Genomic DNA, 17353 nt, shown 5'->3' with positions numbered 1-17353 from the left:
GCCTTCATCGACCTGACGTGGATGAAGGCGCCCTTCATCGACAACGAGCGCGTCGAGCGCACCGTTCAGGGAGCCTGGTCAGTCCTGCTGCTGCTCCATCACGAGGATGGCGCCGTCGGGGGCGCCGTTGGTGCCGCGCAGCGAGCTGCACACCACGCGCACGAGCACCTCGCGGCCCCGCCGGTTCACCGCGGAGAGCTTGACCTCCTCCATGAACGCGCCGTCGCTCAGCGCCGACCGCACGACCGGGCGCAGGTCGGCCACCGGCAGCCCGATGTCGAGGTTGAGCAGGTGCTCGCCCTCGGCCTCGTCGCGGCGCACGCCCCACAGCTCCTCGGCGCCGCGGTTCCACGCCAGCACCCGCATCTGCACGTCGAGCACGATCACCCCGGCGCGCAACGAGGTCAGTATCGACTCCAGGAACTCGTTGACCCGGTCCAGCTCGCCGGTGCGGTCGCGCAGGGCGTCGTTGATGGTCTGGAGCTCGTCGTTGGTCGACTGCAGCTCCTCGTTCATCGTCTCCAGTTCCTCGTTGGTCGACTGGAGCTCCTCGTTGGTGGTCTCCAGTTCCTCGACCGTGGACTGCAGTTCCTCGTTGGTGGTCTCCAGCTCCTCGTTCGTGGACTGGAGTTCCTCGTAGGCCGATTCCAGCTGGCGGTTCGCGTGTTCGAGGTCCTCCAGCAGCCGGCGCGCGGCGGTGACGTCGTGGAAGACGACCGAGACGCCGAGGATGGTGTTGTCGACCCCCACCAGCGGGTTGACGTGCACCTCGAACCACAGGGACTCGCCGGGGCCGCGCAGCCACTCGACGTCCTCGACCCGCAACGACTTGCGCTCCAGCCTGGCCTGCTCGACGTAGCCGCGCAGCTCGACCGGGCGGTAGGAGATGTCGACGTCGCGCAACGGCCGGCCGACGTCCTTGGCAGACAGCCCGAACGTGTTCTCCGCCTGCCGGTTGACGAGCGCGACGACGTCCTCCGCGGTCACCACGATCTGGGCGACGGGGCTCGCGGAGAAGGCGTGTTCGCGCAACTCGTCCATGCCGCGCAGGTCCACGCGTCGATCGTGGACCATCGCGTGCGAGACGAAGTTCGCCGGGGCGTGTGGACCGGCCGCGGTCTTGCGGAAGATGCGCCGCTTGAGGTCGACGGGGTCGAAGATGCGGCTGTGGCTGAGCAGCATCTCGGCCTTGCCCAGGAACAGCACGCCCTTGGGCACCAGCGCGAAGTGGAACCGGCCGAGGATGCGCGCCTGCGTCTCCTGGTTGAAGTACATCAGCGTGTTGCGGCACACCAGGAGGTCTATGCGCGAGATCGGCGCGTCCTGCACGAGGTCGTTGCGGCCGAAGATCACCGAGCGGCGCAGGTCCTTGCGGAAGCTGTAGCGGCCGTTGTGGTGCTCGAAGTACTTCTCTGCGAACTCGGACGGCATCGACTGCATGTCCCGCTCGACGTAGCTGGCGTGCCGGGCGTGGGTGAGCGCCTCGTCGTCGACGTCGGTGGCGTAGATCTTGACGTTCTGCCGGAACCGATCCGTGCCCATCGCCTCGGCCAGCACGATCGCGAGGCTGTAGGCCTCCTCGCCGGACGCGCAGCCCGCGCTCCACACCCGGATCGGGTCGTCGGGCCCGCGGTCGGCCAGCAGCGCCGGGATCACTTCCTCGCGCAGGTGCGCCCACGCCTCGGGGTCGCGGAAGAACGCGGTGACGTTGATCAGGATCGTGTTGAACAGGACGCTGAACTCGTCGGCGTTGACCTGCAGCTGGTCGATGTAGTCGCCGTAGTCCTCGACCCCGATCTGGCTCATCCGGTGCCGCACGCGCCGCATCAGGCTGGTGCGCTTGTAGCCGGTGAAGTCGAAACCGCGCGACTCCTTGAGGTACTGCAGGACCTCTTCGAAGTCCTGGTCGTGGATGGACTGGCCGTCACTCACACCGGGAGAACCTACTCGCCTTCACGCAGGCCGAGGACCGCCCACACGATCTTGCCGCCGCCGGATGACGGGGCGAAGCCCCACGCGACGCTGATCCTGTCGACCAGCTGCACGCCGCGATGGCCCGGCACGTCCGGCTCCGGCGGCTCCAGCACCGGTGGCGACGGGTCGTCGTCGCGCACCGCGAGGGAGAGACCGCGTGGCCGCAGCTCGATGCGCAGCGTCGACGAGGAACGGGCGTGCCGGACCGCGTTCTCGACGAGCTCGCTCACGACCAGCACGGCGTCGTCGGAGATCTTCTGCAGCTCCCACCGCTCGCAGGCCTCGCGGACGGCCGCGCGGGCCATCATCGGCGCGGCTGGCGAGTCGGGCAGCACGACCCGGCGGAACCGGCGCTCGGGCGGCTGCTCCACGGCCCGCAGCGCCTCCGGGAGGGTTCTGGTCGTCGGGATGAACCGGGAGACACCGCTGGTCCGCAGTTCTTCCAGGTGGTCGTCGACGTCGGTGACCAGGGCCAGCGGGATGCCCGGCCACTGCGAGACCTTCATCCAGACCGTCGTGAACACCGCGAGCATGGCCCTGCTCGGCACCTCGAACCGGTCGTCGAGCCGGACGACCAGCGCGAGCGGCTCGTCCACCGCGAGCTTGAGCAGTCCGTCGCGCAACGAGGCGTACGAGACCAGCTCCAACCGTCCCACCGGCGCTGCGACCAAGACACCGGCCAGGTCTGTCGTCTCGATCCTGATAGCAGTCATGTGCCGGTCTCCTCGCGCACAGCGTCCCGCAACAGATACTTGCGGAGGACCTCGGCCGCCGCCAGCGCTTCCTCCTCCTGGCGGCGGTACCGCTCGACGACGAGGGTGCGTCCGGCGTCGCGGGAGACGTTGACCATGCGGTGCGCGAGAGAGGCTTTCTCGTCGAGCGTGCGCAACGCCGTCCACATGGCGCGCTCCAGGGTGCCGCCCATCGCGTCCATCAGTGCGTCTGCCGTCCATGCGTGCCCGACCAGGCACCGGTACCGGATTCCTTCGCCGGGCATCTCCACCAGTGAGCCCGAGCAGTCGGGGCAGGTGAAGATGGTGGGAGAACCGATCGTGGGGATGTCGCCGTACGCGGCTCCGGCGTCGTCGCGGGCCACCGCCACCTCCATGCGCAGTGCGCCGGACACGGGTTCGGTGATCTTCGGGGTCGCGTACCCGCCGGCGAGGCGGGCCAGCAGCGGGCCGATCTGGGCGACGGGCAGCACGTGGTCGACCTCGACGTGCTGCAGCACGCTCTCCGGCATGCCGGGGTAGACCGCGTCCCCGGGGTCCTGCACCACCGTGACGCCGCCGCGGCTCTTGATCGTCACCATGCCCGCGGTGCCGTCGTCGAGCGCGCCGGACAGGACCACGCCGATCACCGCCCGGCCCCTCGCGAGCGCGGCGGAGCGGAACAACGCGTTCACGGCGGGCCGGTAGCCGTTCTCCGTGGGTCCCTTGGACAGTTGGAGCACTCCGTCGTGCACGACGACGTGGTGGTCCGGGCGTGCGACGTAGATGTGCGCGTTGCGCAGCTCCGCGCCGTCCTCGGCCGTCACCGCGGGCAGCGCGCCGCTGCGCGACAGGATCGACGCCAGCGCCGACGAACCACCGGCGGGCATGTGCAGCACGACGACCACAGCGGCGCGCAGGTCGTGCGGTAGCCCGGCCACCAGCTGGCGCAACGCCTCGACGCCTCCCGCGGAGGCACCGACCACCACCAGGTCCCTGCGCACCGAAGCTCCTCACCCTCGGGGGGTTTCGCTCCGGATACCCGTGGTCACCGGTCTCACACGGCCAGTTCGGCCCTGGCCTTACCTGGAGTGGTGCGGCGCATGCCGGCGCCGACACACCTTCTCACCACCTGCGGCTGTTCGCGCATCAGCCGCAGGCCGCGCCGGATCAGGGTCGGCACCGGCTTGCGGGCCTCGGCGACGTCCCTGGCGAACCGGCGGATGAAGGTGACCGGCGCGCTCGGGGCGAGCACCACCGCGTCCCTGAGCACACCCGCCTCCTTCGCACCCGCCACCAGGAGATCCGCGAACAGGCCCTCGGCGATGAACGCGGGCGCGTCGCCCAGCTCGATCGTCTGCGTGCCGACCGCGCGGTCCTCCCCGATCGAGTACACCGGTGCCTCGGTCTTGCCGGTCTCGGACAGCTCGATGACCGCCGCCAGTGCCTTGTCCGCGTTCCAGGAGCCGATCGCGTCCCAGTCCGCGCGCCCGTGCTCGTCGCGGGGCAGCAGCGGGTCGTCGCCGTCGCGGTAGAAGTCGTCCAGGCGCAGCACGGGCCAGCCGAGGTGGGCGGCCAAGGTCGACTTGCCGGAGCCGGACGGTCCGGCGAGGAGCACTGCGCGGGGGATGGGCACGAGACGCGATTTTCGCACATGACCTAGGCTCGAACGCATGAGCGAAGGTCTGTTCGACGAGGGCCTCTTCGGCGCGACCGACGAGGAGAAGGCCGAGCGCATCGCGGCCAACGCCCCGCTGGCCGTGCGGATGCGTCCGGCCGCGCTGGACGAGGTCGTCGGTCAGGACCACCTGCTCGGACCGGGCGCGCCCCTGCGCCGCCTGGTGGAGGGCGCCACCCCGGCGTCGGTGATGCTCTACGGCCCTCCCGGCACCGGCAAGACGACCCTCGCGACCCTGGTGTCGAAGGCGACCGGACGGCGGTTCGTGGCGCTGTCGGCGTTGTCGGCGGGCGTCAAGGAGGTGCGGGCGGTGATCGACGAGGCCCGGCGCCGGCTGGTGCGGTCGGGTGAGGCGACCGTGCTGTTCATCGACGAGGTGCACCGGTTCTCGAAGACGCAGCAGGACGCGCTGCTGGGCGCGGTCGAGGACCGGATCGTGCTGCTGGTCGCGGCCACCACCGAGAACCCGTTCTTCTCCGTCGTCTCGCCGCTGCTGTCGCGGTCGCTGGTGTTGCAGCTCAAGTCGTTGACCGACGACGACGTGCGCGCGGTGATCCGCCGGGCGGTCTCGGACCCCCGTGGTCTCGACGGCTCGGTGGTGGTGGAGCCGGACGCGGAGGACCACCTCGTGCGGCTGGCCGGCGGTGACGCCCGCCGTTCGCTGACCGCGCTGGAGGCCGCGGCGGACTCGGCGGTGGCGTCGAACTCCGGCGTGATCACCCTGGCGCTGCTGGAGTCCACTGTGGACAAGGCGGCGGTGCGGTACGACCGCGACGGCGACCAGCACTACGACGTGACGTCGGCGTTCATCAAGTCGATCCGCGGCTCCGACGTCGACGCGGCCCTGCACTACCTGGCGCGGATGATCGAGGCGGGGGAGGACCCGAGGTTCATCGCGCGCCGCCTGGTGATCCACGCCAGCGAGGACGTCGGCATGGCGGACCCCACGGCACTCCAGACGTGTGTCGCCGCCGCGCAGGCCGTGCAGCTGATCGGGTTGCCCGAGTGCGCCCTGAACCTGGCGCAGGCCACGATCCACCTCGCCACCGCGCCGAAGTCCAACGCGGTGACGACCGCCATCGGTGCCGCCATCGCGGACGTGCGGAAGGGCGCTATCGGTGCTGTGCCACCGCATCTGCGTGATGGTCACTACGCCGGGGCGGCGAAGCTCGGGAACGCGCAGGGTTACCGGTATCCGCACGACGTTCCGGAGGGCGTGCTGACACAGCAGTACGCGCCGGACGACCTGGTGGGGCGGGACTACTACGAGCCGACCGGCCGCGGTGCGGAACGCGCGGTGGCGGAGCGGTTGCCGCGGCTGCGCCGGGTGATCAGGGGCGAGTAAGTCGCTCGGTGCCCGAACGGAAATCTTGTAGCTTCGGCGAAGTGACGATCAGAGACGACTTCCTGACCACCGCCCGCATCGCCCTGGACCTCCTGCGCCACCAGCAGGTCGCCGACCACTGGGACAAGCCGAGCGCACTGCCCGAGTTCGGCGTCAGCGGCCTCGCCGGCCACCTCGGCTACCAGGTGCTGCCGCTGCCGTCGATGACCACCGCGCCGGTCGGTGACGAGCCGGTCGTCGGCCTGATGGAGCACTACGCGCGGTCGAACTGGACGGACCTGGAGATCGACTCCGAGCTCCACACCCGCATCCGCGCCGGCGGCGAGAAGATCGCGGAGGAAGGCCACGCCGCGTTGTGCGGCCAGTTCGAGCGGGTGCTGGCCGAGCTGGAGAAGACGTTGCCCGGCTTGGACAACCGCCCGGTCCGCATGCCGCACTGGGGCCCGTGGGCCGTGCCGCTCGACGACTACCTGGTGACCCGCCTGATGGAGCTCGTCGTGCACTCCGACGACCTCGCGGTGAGCGTCGGCGCCGACACCCCGGAGTTCCCGCGCTCCGTCAACGAGACCGTGATCGACCTGCTGACCCGCCTGTCGCTCAACCGCCACAAGGCCATCGACATCGTGCGCGCGCTTAGCCGCAAGGAACGTGCACCGCGGGACATCACCGCGTTCTAACGAGGGCAGACCATCAGCAAGGCGAGCTTGTTCGGCAGCATGATCTCGTCGGCGGCCATGAACCCGCCCGCCTCGAACGACCTGATGGCGCGCTTGTTGCGCACGTCGGGCTCCATCACGATCCGCGTGCAGTGCGGATCGGCCTCGAACAGCGCGTCGGTGAGCCGGGGGAGCAGTGACCGCACCAGCCCGCGGTCGGTCATCGCCAGCTCACCGACCGCGAGGGTCAGCCCGAGGTCGTGCGGCCGCGCCTGGTAGCAGTCCGCGACCACGTCGCGCGCCGCCCGGTACACCTCGGCGTGGATGACGGGGCGCCCGTGCCAGCTGATCAGCAGCGGCCGGACGTCGTCACCGCTCAGCTGCCCCCGCAGCTCGGCCTCCCACCGGGGCAGCGTCCAGGCGCGCCGCGCGAACGCCGCCACGTGCGGTGCCTGGTTCCAGCGGTGGATGACGTGCAGGTCGTAGCCGTCCGGCCGGGCGACGCGGGCGTGCCACGGGTCCGTCAGCTCCGGGACCGCGGGAGCGCCCGCGGTGACCTGCCTCCGGTAGGAGTCCAGGTGCGATACCGGCTTCACAGGGCCTCCTGCACGGGGTCAACTTAGGTGTGCCTAACCTCAACTGCGCACAGACGCCGATGTCAAGCCCTCTGTGACCGGTATTTCACAGGCAGTGACGGGTTCGCGTCAATGAGTGGTCCGTTTCAATTGGTTGACCGTGTGTTGCGTACTTTCACGGCATGGCGGAGACGCAGCGCGAACCGGTGCCGCGCGTGGACACCGGCGAGCTCGACGTGGCGCACGCGTTCCTGAAGTTCCAGCGCCACTGCGTGCTCAAGAAGACGGAGGGCCTGACCGAGGAGCAGCTCCGCAGGCCGATGGTCGCCAGCGGCACGTCGCTGCTCGGGCTCGTGCAGCACCTCACCGAGGCCGAGCGGTTCTGGTTCGACCACCACCTCGGCGGCAACGACTGGTCGGAGGCCGACGAGCTGGACATGGCGGTGCCCGCCGGGCTCGCGGCGGAGGAGGTGGTCGAGGCGTACCGCGCGGCGATCGCGGACAGCGACCGGGCCATCGAGGCCGCGGGCGGTCCCGAGGCGCTCATGGCCGTTCCCGTCGACGGCACGCGGAAGTCGTTGCGCTGGATCCTCGCCCACATGACCACCGAGACCGCACGGCACGCGGGTCACGCCGACATCCTCCGGGAGCAGATCGACGGCGTCACCGGTCGCTGAAGATCAACCGCTGTGGCCCCTCATCTGGGTGTCGGACCCACCCGGTAATCTCACCCGCAACCAAGCCACAACGCCGGTCACCAGGAGGATCCGTGTCGCCAGGGCAGATCGCAGCGCTGGTCGCCGCCGGTGCGTTCGTGCTGCTCGTGCTCGTGCTGGCGGTCGTGGCGGTCAAGGCAGCGCGGTTCTTCGACGAGGCCACGATCGCGATGCGCAAGGCGCACGAGAACAGCGACCCGTTGTTCGTCGAGGCCAACACGACGCTGACGCACGTGAACACGCAGCTGGAGCGCGTCGACGGCATCACGGCCAACGCCCGCGCCGTCACCGGCAACGTCTCCGCGCTCACCAGCCTCTTCACCGCCACGCTGGGCGGTCCGCTGGTCAAGGCCGCCGCGCTGTCCTACGGCGTGAGCAAGGCCGTGAAGGCCCGTCGCAGGGCCGCCGAGCAGCCGAACAAGCACGCCAAGCGCCGTCCGGGGCGAGGTGCGAAATGAGCCGCCTCTTCTGGTTCGGGCTGGGTGCCGCGGCAGGCGTCTTCCTCGCGCGCAAGGCCGCCGAGGTCACAAAGCAGGCGACTCCCGCCGGTATCGGCGCTAACGTGGGTGAAGGCCTGCGTGAGCTCGCCGGCGCCATCGGTTCCTTCGGAGCCGAGGTGCGCGCGGGCATGGCCGAACGGGAACAGGAGTTGCAGGAGACCGTGGAACGTCAGACGGGCTTCACGCCGGGGCGTCGAGCGCCCAGGGCGAACGGCAAGCACTAGTCGTTCGCCTCATCAGCGCGCCCTGACAACTCCCAGCCAGAACAAGGAACTTCCCGTGCAGACCCACGAGATCATCAAGCGTTTCCGCGAGCACTTCGAGAAGGCCGGGCACAAGTACATCCCCAGCGCCTCGCTGCTGCTCGACGACCCCAACCTGTTGTTCGTCAACGCCGGCATGGTGCCGTTCAAGCCGTACTTCCTCGGCGAGGCCCCGCCGCCCGCCCCGCGGATGACGAGCATCCAGAAGTGCGTGCGCACGCCCGACATCGACGAGGTCGGCAAGACGACGCGCCACCTCACGTTCTTCCAGATGGCCGGCAACTTCTCGCTCGGCGACTACTTCAAGGAAGACGCCATCCGGCTGGCCTGGGAGCTCGTGACCAAGTCCCAGGACGAGGGCGGCTACGGCTTCGACCCCGAGCGCATCTGGGTGACGGTCTACCTGGACGACGACGAGGCCATCGAGCTCTGGCAGAAGGTCGCCGGGCTGCCGCTGGAGCGCATCCAGCGCCGCGGCATCGAGGACAACTTCTGGTCGATGGGCGTGCCCGGCCCGTGCGGCCCGTGCTCGGAGATCTACTACGACCGCGGCCCCGAGTACGGCAAGGAGGGTGGCCCGGTCGTCGACGAGGACAGGTACCTGGAGATCTGGAACCTCGTCTTCATGCAGAACATCCGCGGTGAGGGTGGCGCCAAGAAGGACTACCCGATCCTCGGCGAGCTGCCGTCGAAGAACATCGACACCGGCATGGGCGTCGAGCGCGTCGCCTACCTGCTGCAGGGCGTCGACAACGTCTACGAGACCGACCTGGTCCGCGCCGTCATCAACAGGGCCGAGGAGCTGTCGGGCCGCAAGTACGGCGACAGCGAGGTCGACGACGTCCGGTTCCGCGTCATCGCCGACCACGCCCGCAGCGGTGTGCTGCTGGTCGGCGACGGTGTCACGCCCGGCAACGAGGCCCGCGGCTACGTGCTGCGCCGCCTGCTGCGCCGCATCATCCGCAGCTCCCGCCTGCTCGGCGTGACCGAGCCGGTGCTGCAGTCCTACGCCGAGGTCGTCCGCGACTCGATGGGCGAGGCCTACCCCGAGCTGGTCAGCGGGTTCGCCCGCATCCAGCAGGTGCTCAAGGCCGAGGAGGACACGTTCCTTCGCACCCTGGACTCGGGTTCGCGGATCTTCGAGAACGCCGCCGCCGAGGTCAAGGCCGACGGCCGCGCCACGCTGCCCGGCGACAAGGCCTTCCAGCTGCACGACACGTACGGCTTCCCGATCGACCTCACCCTGGAGATGGCCTCCGAGGCCGGGCTGAGCGTCGACGAGGACGGCTTCCGCAAGCTGATGGCCGAGCAGCGCGCCCGCGCCAAGGCCGACGCCTCCGCCAAGAAGACCGGCCACGGCGACCAGAGCGTGTACCGCGAGCTGCTGGAGCAGGGCCCGACCGAGTTCACCGGCTACACCGAGCTCGCCTCCGAGGCCACGCTGCGCGGCATCGTGCTGAACGGCCAGCGGATCTCCTCCGCCAAGGAAGGCGACATCGTCGAGGTCGTGCTCGACCGCACGCCGCTGTACGCCGAGTCCGGTGGCCAGGAGTCCGACGCCGGCACGATCGTCACCGGCAACGCCGAGCTGGAAGTGCTCGACGTGCAGAAGGTCGCCCGCAAGCTGTGGGTGCACCAGGTGCGCGTGAAGTCGGGCGAGATCGCCGAGGGCGAGCACGTCGAGGCCCGCGTCGACCCGGAGTGGCGCATCGGTGCCCGCCAGGGCCACTCGGGCACGCACGTCGTGCACGCCGCCCTGCGCCAGGTGCTCGGCCCGTCGGCCCTGCAGAGCGGTTCGTACAACAAGCCCGGCTACCTGCGCCTGGACTTCGCCTGGACCGGTGGCCTGTCGGCCGAGGCTCGCTCCGAGATCGAAGAGGTCTCGAACCTGGCCGTGCGCAAGGACCTGCCGGTCTCCGTGGTCTACACCGACATGTCCGGTGCCCAGGAGATGGGCGCCGTCGCCCTGTTCGGCGAGACCTACGACGAGACCGTGCGCGTCGTCGAGATCGGTGGCCCGTGGTCGCGTGAGCTGTGCGGTGGCACGCACGTCGAGCACTCGTCGCAGATCGGCCCGATCACGCTGCTGGGCGAGTCGTCGGTCGGTTCCGGCGTGCGCCGCCTGGAGGCCTACGTCGGCATCGAGGCCATGCGGTTCCTGGCCAGGGAACGCGCCATCGTGCAGAACCTCTCCGACCTGCTCAAGGTCGGTTCCGACGGTCTGCCCGAGCGGATCGAGTCCCTGGTCGAGCGGCTGAAGGCCGCCGAGAAGGAGCTGGAGAAGGTCCGCGCCGCCCAGCTGCTCGGCAACGCCGGGTCGCTCGCCGACAAGGCCCTGGACGTGCGCGGCCTGTCGCTGGTGGCCCTCGGCCTGGAGGGCGTGCCGGGCAACGACCTGCGCACGCTCGGTGGCGAGGTCCGCAACCGCCTGGGCACCAAGCCCGGTGTGGTGGCCCTGTTCTCGGTCGACGGCGACAAGGTGAGCTTCGTGGTCGCCACCACGGCCGCCGCCCGCGACCTGGGGCTGGCCGCCGGCAAGCTCGTCCCGGTGTTCGGCCCGGCCATCGCCGCCCGCGGTGGCGGCAAGCCGGACCTGGCCCAGGGCGGCGGCACCAACCCGGCCGGCGTTCCCGACGCCATCACGGCTCTCACGAACGAACTGGACAAGGTGCTTGAACAGCGCTGATGTCCCCGGTGTCGACGATCCGGGCCTCGGCAGGAGGCTCGGCGTCGACGTCGGCTCGGTTCGGGTGGGAATTTCTCTCAGCGATCCGGGTGCTTTTCTGGCGACTCCGCTGGTTACCCTCCAGCGTGACGAGAAGCGCGGCTCGGACCTCACCGAGCTCGTACGTCTCGTGGCCGAGCATGACGTCGTCGAAATCGTGGTCGGCCTGCCCAAAACCCTCGCGGGACGGCATGGTCCGGCAGCGGAGGCGGCGGCCGCGTACGCTGCGGCACTGGCCGAACGCGTCGCGCCCGTGCCGGTCCGGCTCAGCGACGAACGGCTGACGACGGTCGTGGTGAGCCGGGTGCTGGCGCAGCGCGGTGTGAAGGGCAAGAAGCAGCGTGCCGTGGTCGACCAGGCTGCAGCTGTCGAGATCCTGCAGTCGTGGCTGGACGCACGGGCACGTACGGTGGCCGCCCGAAAGGACGAGGTGTGAGCGACGATCTCGGGTTGTTCACCGACCCCGACGTGGACGAGCGACGTCCGGTCAAGCGCGACAACAGCGCCCGTGACAAGGCGAAGAAGCGCAAGAAGACCATCCTGTGGCTCGTCGTCGCACTGGTGCTCTCCGCCGGCATGGGCGGCGCCGTCTACGGCTACCGCGAGCTGCGCGGCATCGGCTCCTACGACGACTACCCCGGCAGCGGCGAGACCGACGTCATCGTCGAGGTCCAGGACGGCGACGTGGTCAGCAAGATCGCGTCGACCCTCTACGACAACGGCGTCGTCGCCTCCGCGAGGGCCTTCATCGAGGCCAGCAAGACCGACGCCCGCGTGACGTCGACCCAGCCCGGCTTCTACCTGATGAAGACGAAGATGTCGGGCGAGCAGGCCGTGGCCCGCATGGTCGACCCGAAGACCCGCGTGCCGGCCGTCCAGATCGTCGGCGGCATCAAGCTCACCGACATCAAGGTGGGCGACAAGGTCGTCAAGGGCATCTACTCCCTGCTGGCCGACGCGAGCTGCACGGAGAAGGACGGCGCCAAGAAGTGCCTGACCGTCGACGAGATCAAGGCCGCCGCTGAGCAGACCGACCCGGTCGCGCTGGGCGTGCCGGACTGGGCGCTGGCCGACGTGAAGCGCGCCGAGCCCCAGTACCGCCTCGAAGGTCTCATCATGCGCGGCGTCTACCAGGTCAAGCCGGGCGTCAGCGCCGTCGAGCTGATCCGCAGCGTCATCGTGGCCTCCGTCCAGAAGCTGGCCGGTGCCGGCATCCCCGGCGGCACCGTGAACACCGGCTTCCGCCCCTACGAGATCCTGGTCATGGCCTCGCTGGTCGAGAAGGAAGCCATCGAGAAGGACTTCGCCAAGGTCTCCCAGGTCATCTACAACCGCCTGAAGAAGCCCATGGCGCTGCAGTTCGACTCGACCATCAACTACAAGAACAACCAGCCGCACATCCGCACCTCGGACGCCGACCGCGACAAGCCGGGCCCGTACAACACCTACCTGACCCAGGGCCTCCCGCCGACGCCGATCGGGTCGCCGTCGCAGCAGGCCGTCGCCGCCGCGCTGAAGCCGGAGGGCGGCGACATCCTGTACTTCGTGAAGTGCCAGAAGGACGGCACGTCGTGCTTCGCGACGACGTTCGAGGAGCACAACGCCAACGACCAGAAGGCCCAGCGGGAGGGCATCTACTAGTGCGTCGCGCGGCAGTGATCGGTTCGCCGATCGAGCACTCGCTGTCCCCTGTGCTGCACAACGCCGCTTATGCCGCGCTGGGGCTCGACTGGGAGTACACGCGGCTGGAGTGTTCCGAGGACGGCGTGGCTTCCCTGGTCGCCTCGCTGGGGCCGGAGTGGGCCGGGTTGTCCTGCACCATGCCGACCAAGCGGGCGGCTTTGGCGGTGGCGTCGTCGGTCACCGACCGGGCGTCGGCCGTGGGTGCGGCGAACACGTTGGTGCGCACCGATTCCGGGTGGCACGCCGACTGCACCGACGTGGACGGTGTGGTGGGGGCGTTGCGGGAGAAGGGTTTCCCGGGCGGCTCCACCGGTGTGGTGATCGGTGCCGGTGGGACGGCCACCGCGGTGCTCGCCGGGTTCGCCTCGCTCGGCCTCTCCTCGGTTTCCCTGGTGGTGCGGGATCCCGCGCGTGCGGCCGAGGCCGTGGCCACGGCCGGTCGAGTGGGACTCGCGGCCGAGGTTCTCACACTGTCCTCTGTGGACCTAGACGCGCTGGCCGCCGCGTCGGACGTGGTGGTGTCGACGGTCCCCGCCGAGGCCACGGTGCCGCTGGCGTCCGCGCTGGCCCGTGCGCCGTACGTGCTGGACGTGATCTACCACCCGTGGCCCACGCCGGTGGCCGTCGCGGTCGAGGCTTCCGGGGCGCGGCTGGCGACCGGGCTGGACATGTTGCTGCACCAGGCTTTCGGTCAGGTGGAGCAGTTCACCGGCAAGCCCGCGCCGCAGGACGTCATGCGCTCTGCTCTGGCCGCGGAACTCGCCTCACGGTCCTGACCGCGCTTTGTCCAGAATGGACAGCAGTGCGGCCAGGTCGTCCGGTCCGAGTACCGAAAGCGGGCTGCACTCCACCACGATCCGCAGCACCTCCGAGCGCACCTGCCTGCCCTTGTCGGTGAGGACGAGCGCGCGTGACCGCCGGTCGTGCGGGTCGGGCACGCGTTCGACCAGTCCCCGTGCGGCGAGCTGGTCCGCGACGAAGGACAGGTTGGGCGCGTTGCAGTACAGGCGGCCGGCCACGACCTTCATCGACGGCGGCTCCTCGTGGGGGTCCAGCACCCACAACGCCTGAGCGGTCGCCGTGGTCAGGCCCAGCTCCGCGAGCGGGGCGGAGATCGCCGCCTCGGTGCGCATGACCACCTCGCGCACGGCCTCCACGGCCGCGGCCTGATCCTGTTCGCCCATGGCCGCATTCTATCCGCTTGCTTCGAGACTCGAACTTGTTATGCTGCGGCCAAGATACTTCGAGACTCGAACGATTGGAGTGTGCCGTGCACTCGTTCGCAGGCACCACCGCACTGGTCACCGGTGCGTCCAAAGGCATCGGTCGCGCCTGCGCGCTGGAACTGGCCCGCCGGGGCGCCGACCTGGTGCTCGTCGCGCGCAGCACCGCGTCGCTGGACGAGCTGGCGGCTGAGATCCGCGCCGCACACGGCGTGAAGGCCGAGACCATCGGCGCTGACCTCGCGGACGCCGCGGGTCCCCGAGCCGTGGCCGACGCCGTCGCCGACCGCGGCCTGACGATCGACCTGCTGGTCAACAACGCGGGCTCCGGCGCGGTAGGCCCGTTCTTCGAACGCCCCTTCGCGCCGAACAGCCAGTCGGTCGCCGTCAACGTCACCGGGCTGATGGAGCTGACGAACCTGTTCGGCCGCGACATGGTGGCCAGGGGAGCGGGAGGCATCATCAACGTGGCGTCCACGGCGGCGTTCCAGCCGACGCCCTACATGGCCAGCTACGGCGCCACGAAGGCGTTCGTCCTCTCGTTCACCGAAGCCCTCGCGGAGGAGCTGCGGGGCACCGGCGTGCGGATCATGGCCGCGCATCCCGGAGCGACCGCCACCGGGTTCTTCGACGGCACGACGGCCACGATGGACGCCCGTGTGACCGATTCACCGGAGTCGGTCGCCGCCCGCACGCTCGACGACTTCGCGCGCGGCCGCGTCACCTCCTATCCCGGTCGCACCGCGCACCGGCTGATCACCCTGGTGGCACGCGTGCTGCCGCGTCGCACGGTCGCCAGGGCCGCCGCCGCGCTCAACCGCAAGCTCGGCTTCGACGCCGCGGCCGACCTGCCCGCCACCGCGGCTAAGGGCAGTTGACGCCGGTGGCCGGCACGCCTTCCAGCTTGGCCCGGCTCGCGACCGCCGTGCAGTACAGCTGGAACTGCGCCATCTTCGTCAGCGGCGCCATGTCCTCGGGCAGCACGAGCACGTTCGACACCGCGTACACCCGCGACGACGAGACAGGCACCTCGGTCACCAGGCCCAGCTTCCCCTCCTCGTCGGTGGGGCCCGCGACCAGCAGGTTGACGGCGGTGGCGGTGTCAACGTCGCCGGAGTGGGCACGCGTTCGCCGCACCAGCTGGTCGTGCCCGGCCGTGAGCAGGTAGATGGTCACCTCGTGCGAGGAGACGGTCGGGGCCTCCGCACCGCTGAGCACCGGGGTGGGGCGCACGCCGCACGCGGACAGGGTCACCAGGGCAAGCGCAAGGTGAAGACCGCGCCGCCCGCGGGGTCGTTGGCCGCTTCGATGGTGCCGCCGTGCAGGCGTGCGTTCTCCCATGCGATCGCCAATCCCAGTCCGCTGCCCTCGGAACGGGAGCGGGCCGTGTCTGCCTTGTAGAAGCGGTCGAAGATGTGGGGCAGGGCGTCCGGTGGGATGCCGGGGCCGTGGTCGGACACCTCGATGACACCAGGACGCACGGTGATCCGCACGGGCGCGCCGCCGTGCTTGAGGGCGTTGCCGACGAGGTTGGCGACGATCACGTCGAGGCGGCGGCGGTCCACCCGGCCCGTGATGCCGTCCGGCAGACAGGCCTGCACCGAGGTGGCCCAGCCGCGGGCGGCCAGGCAGTCGCGGACGGCGGTGCCGATGTCCCACTCGTCGAGCTCCAGGACGTTGCGGCCCTCGTCGAAGCGCGAGATCTCCATGAGGTCGTTGACGAGACGGGTGAGCTTGCGCGTCTCGGTCGAGACCAGCCGGGCCGCCACGGCGGTGTCGGGCGGCAGGGACCCCGCGTCCTCGTCCAGCACGGCGGTCACGGCGTTCATGGCCGTCAGCGGCGTGCGGAGCTCGTGCGACACGTCGGCCACGAACCGTCTGGAGGCCGCCTGGGATGCCTCCAGCTGCTCGGCGGCGCGGTTGAACGTGCGGGCCAGGTCGGAGAGCTCGTCGGAACCGCGTTCGTCGACACGGGTGTCCAGCCGTCCGGAACCGAGGGCGCGGGCCGCGGCGCCCAGGCGGCGCACCGGGCGCAGGACGCCGCGCGCGGTGAACAGCGCCAGCCCGAGGGCCAGCGGCAGCACCAGGCTCACGCCCACCCAGGCGGCCTTCGCGAAGCTGTCGATGGCGCGTTGCGGGCCGCCCAGCGACGACATCGCCCACACCTCGACACCGGTGCTGGAACCGTCGGCACGCAGCAGCGGGATGCCGATGACCACGTACGGCTCGGCCAGGTCCGTGCGGCGCTGCCAGATGACGGTCCTGCTCGACTTCAACGCCGTGCGCATCTCCGCGGGGATGGTGCTGGAGAGGTCCGGTCCGCTGTGGGCGCGAAGCCCTTCGTAGCTGACGAAGGCGGTACCGCGCAGGTAGGACGCGAACTTGTCGAGGTCCTGCTGCGCCGGCGGCACGGTCAGCTTGGGCGCGTAGTCGCGGACGTCCTTGACCAGCGGGTTCATGAAGCCGTCCTGCGCGTCCTCCAGCAGCAGGTTGCGGGCCGTCGCGTAGGAGGCACCGGCCGCGGCCACCGCGCCCAGCAGGGTCAGCAGCCCGAACGCGGCCATCAACCGGGGGCGCAGGCCGCGCAGCAGCGACCTCATCGCGGGCCGAAGCGATAGCCGAAGCCGCGCACCGTGTGGACGTAACGGGGTTCGGACGGCACGTCCTCGATCTTGGCGCGCAGCCGTTGCACGCAGGCGTCGACGAGCCGGGAGTCGCCGAGGTAGTCGTGCTCCCAGACCGCTTCGAGGATCTGCTGGCGGGTCAGCACGCGGCCCGGTGTGCGGGACAGCTCCAGCAACAGCTTCAGCTCGGTCGGGGTCAGCGCGACCTGCACGTCGTCCTTGAGCACCTGCAGGCCGGCGCGGTCGATCACGAGCGAGCCGTGGCGTTCCACCGTGGACGGTTCGGAGACGGTCCGGCGCAGCACGGCGCGGATGCGGGCCTCCAGCACGCGCGGCTCGACGGGCTTCACCACGTAGTCGTCCGCGCCCGCCTCCAGGCCCGCGACCACGTCGAAGTCGTCGCCGCGCGCGGTCAGCATGATGATCGGCACCTCGGCCTGCGCGCGCATGCGGCGGCACGTCTCGAAGCCGTCGATGCCCGGCAGCATGATGTCCAGCACGACGATGTCGGGACGGGACTCGCGCAGCCGTTCCACACCTTCCTCGCCCGTTCCCGCGGCCCGGACGTCATGACCCTGGCGGCGCAGCGCCAGACCGAGACCTTCGCGCACGGACGGGTCGTCCTCGACCAGCAACACCATCGCCACGAGATCCATTATCGGCGGGGGAGGGCACCTGTGC

At 70.2% G+C, this 17353-nt stretch carries 19 protein-coding genes; 10 read left to right on the top strand and 9 right to left on the bottom strand.

Annotated features, from left to right (window positions below):
* Positions 1-78: 78 nt before the first annotated feature.
* Genes ABZV40_RS12655 through ABZV40_RS12640 form a run of 4 tightly spaced genes read right to left on the bottom strand, consistent with a single transcriptional unit; the run spans position 79 to position 4320 of the window.
* On the bottom strand, positions 79-1932 hold the full coding sequence (locus ABZV40_RS12655; protein WP_355439167.1) for a CheR family methyltransferase: 1854 nt from the start codon (positions 1930-1932) through the stop codon (positions 79-81).
* A gap of 11 nt (positions 1933-1943) precedes the next feature.
* On the bottom strand, positions 1944-2687 hold the full coding sequence (locus ABZV40_RS12650) for an ATP-binding protein (protein WP_355439164.1): 744 nt from the start codon (positions 2685-2687) through the stop codon (positions 1944-1946).
* Complete coding sequence (locus ABZV40_RS12645) at positions 2684-3688, bottom strand: chemotaxis protein CheB (RefSeq protein ID WP_355439161.1); 1005 nt, start codon at positions 3686-3688, stop codon at positions 2684-2686. The genes ABZV40_RS12650 and ABZV40_RS12645 overlap by 4 nt, the downstream gene beginning before the upstream one ends.
* Before the next feature lie 53 nt (positions 3689-3741).
* Positions 3742-4320, bottom strand: coding sequence for a uridine kinase (locus ABZV40_RS12640; RefSeq protein ID WP_355439158.1), 579 nt, complete (start codon positions 4318-4320; stop codon positions 3742-3744).
* Positions 4321-4357: 37 nt separating this feature from the next.
* On the opposite strand from ABZV40_RS12640, the gene ABZV40_RS12635 reads away from it, so the two are divergent.
* Positions 4358-5707: a replication-associated recombination protein A gene (locus ABZV40_RS12635; protein WP_355439155.1), complete on the top strand. Its 1350-nt coding sequence runs from the start codon at positions 4358-4360 to the stop codon at positions 5705-5707.
* Positions 5708-5748: 41 nt separating this feature from the next.
* A complete protein-coding gene (locus tag ABZV40_RS12630) occupies positions 5749-6384 on the top strand; it encodes a maleylpyruvate isomerase N-terminal domain-containing protein (protein WP_355439152.1) in 636 nt (211 codons plus the stop codon).
* On the opposite strand, the gene ABZV40_RS12625 is transcribed toward ABZV40_RS12630, so the two are convergent.
* Positions 6381-6959 carry a GNAT family N-acetyltransferase gene (locus tag ABZV40_RS12625; protein ID WP_355439149.1) on the bottom strand — a complete coding sequence of 193 codons (579 nt, stop codon included), beginning with the start codon at positions 6957-6959 and terminating at the stop codon, positions 6381-6383. The genes ABZV40_RS12630 and ABZV40_RS12625 overlap by 4 nt on opposite strands.
* A gap of 161 nt (positions 6960-7120) precedes the next feature.
* Here ABZV40_RS12625 and ABZV40_RS12620 point away from each other — a divergent pair, with 161 nt between their 5' ends.
* From ABZV40_RS12620 to ABZV40_RS12590, 7 genes are all read left to right on the top strand, one after another.
* Complete coding sequence (locus ABZV40_RS12620; protein ID WP_355439147.1) at positions 7121-7615, top strand: DinB family protein; 495 nt, start codon at positions 7121-7123, stop codon at positions 7613-7615.
* A gap of 92 nt (positions 7616-7707) precedes the next feature.
* Positions 7708-8112: a DUF948 domain-containing protein gene (locus ABZV40_RS12615; RefSeq protein WP_355439144.1), complete on the top strand. Its 405-nt coding sequence runs from the start codon at positions 7708-7710 to the stop codon at positions 8110-8112.
* Positions 8109-8378 carry a hypothetical protein gene (locus ABZV40_RS12610; RefSeq protein WP_355439141.1) on the top strand — a complete coding sequence of 90 codons (270 nt, stop codon included), beginning with the start codon at positions 8109-8111 and terminating at the stop codon, positions 8376-8378. Before ABZV40_RS12615 ends, ABZV40_RS12610 begins: the two co-directional genes overlap by 4 nt.
* A gap of 55 nt (positions 8379-8433) precedes the next feature.
* Positions 8434-11103 (top strand): alanine--tRNA ligase, encoded by a 2670-nt coding sequence (alaS, locus tag ABZV40_RS12605; RefSeq protein ID WP_355439138.1) that lies wholly within the window; start codon positions 8434-8436, stop codon positions 11101-11103.
* Entirely contained in the window at positions 11090-11578 is a 489-nt protein-coding gene (gene ruvX / locus ABZV40_RS12600) for a Holliday junction resolvase RuvX (protein WP_355439135.1), read from the top strand. The genes alaS and ruvX overlap by 14 nt, the downstream gene beginning before the upstream one ends.
* Positions 11575-12783, top strand: coding sequence for an endolytic transglycosylase MltG (gene mltG, locus ABZV40_RS12595; RefSeq protein ID WP_355439132.1), 1209 nt, complete (start codon positions 11575-11577; stop codon positions 12781-12783). The genes ruvX and mltG overlap by 4 nt, the downstream gene beginning before the upstream one ends.
* The gene (locus ABZV40_RS12590) at positions 12783-13601 is read left to right on the top strand and encodes a shikimate dehydrogenase (RefSeq protein ID WP_355439129.1); all 819 of its coding nucleotides are present in this window, start codon (positions 12783-12785) and stop codon (positions 13599-13601) included. Before mltG ends, ABZV40_RS12590 begins: the two co-directional genes overlap by 1 nt.
* On the opposite strand, the gene ABZV40_RS12585 is transcribed toward ABZV40_RS12590, so the two are convergent.
* Positions 13590-14009: a MarR family winged helix-turn-helix transcriptional regulator gene (locus tag ABZV40_RS12585; protein WP_355439126.1), complete on the bottom strand. Its 420-nt coding sequence runs from the start codon at positions 14007-14009 to the stop codon at positions 13590-13592. The two genes, ABZV40_RS12590 and ABZV40_RS12585, sit on opposite strands and share 12 nt — an antisense overlap.
* An 86-nt stretch (positions 14010-14095) precedes the next feature.
* On the opposite strand from ABZV40_RS12585, the gene ABZV40_RS12580 reads away from it, so the two are divergent.
* A complete protein-coding gene (locus ABZV40_RS12580) occupies positions 14096-14926 on the top strand; it encodes an SDR family oxidoreductase (protein ID WP_355439123.1) in 831 nt (276 codons plus the stop codon).
* On the opposite strand, the gene ABZV40_RS12575 is transcribed toward ABZV40_RS12580, so the two are convergent.
* The 3 genes from ABZV40_RS12575 to ABZV40_RS12565 are packed head-to-tail and all read right to left on the bottom strand — an operon-like array spanning position 14913 to position 17319.
* Positions 14913-15302, bottom strand: a complete 390-nt coding sequence (locus tag ABZV40_RS12575; protein WP_355439120.1) for a hypothetical protein — start codon at positions 15300-15302, stop codon at positions 14913-14915. The genes ABZV40_RS12580 and ABZV40_RS12575 overlap by 14 nt on opposite strands.
* The gene (locus ABZV40_RS12570; RefSeq protein WP_355439117.1) at positions 15299-16648 is read right to left on the bottom strand and encodes a HAMP domain-containing sensor histidine kinase; all 1350 of its coding nucleotides are present in this window, start codon (positions 16646-16648) and stop codon (positions 15299-15301) included. The genes ABZV40_RS12575 and ABZV40_RS12570 overlap by 4 nt, the downstream gene beginning before the upstream one ends.
* The gene (locus ABZV40_RS12565) at positions 16645-17319 is read right to left on the bottom strand and encodes a response regulator transcription factor (RefSeq protein WP_355439114.1); all 675 of its coding nucleotides are present in this window, start codon (positions 17317-17319) and stop codon (positions 16645-16647) included. The genes ABZV40_RS12570 and ABZV40_RS12565 overlap by 4 nt, the downstream gene beginning before the upstream one ends.
* Between the last annotated feature and the right edge of the window lie 34 nt (positions 17320-17353).

This window comes from Lentzea sp. NPDC004782, assembly GCF_040609115.1.
Classification (GTDB): domain Bacteria; phylum Actinomycetota; class Actinomycetes; order Mycobacteriales; family Pseudonocardiaceae; genus Lentzea.
Note: the sequence above shows the minus strand (reverse complement) of the source record. Positions and strands in the feature narration are given on the sequence as shown.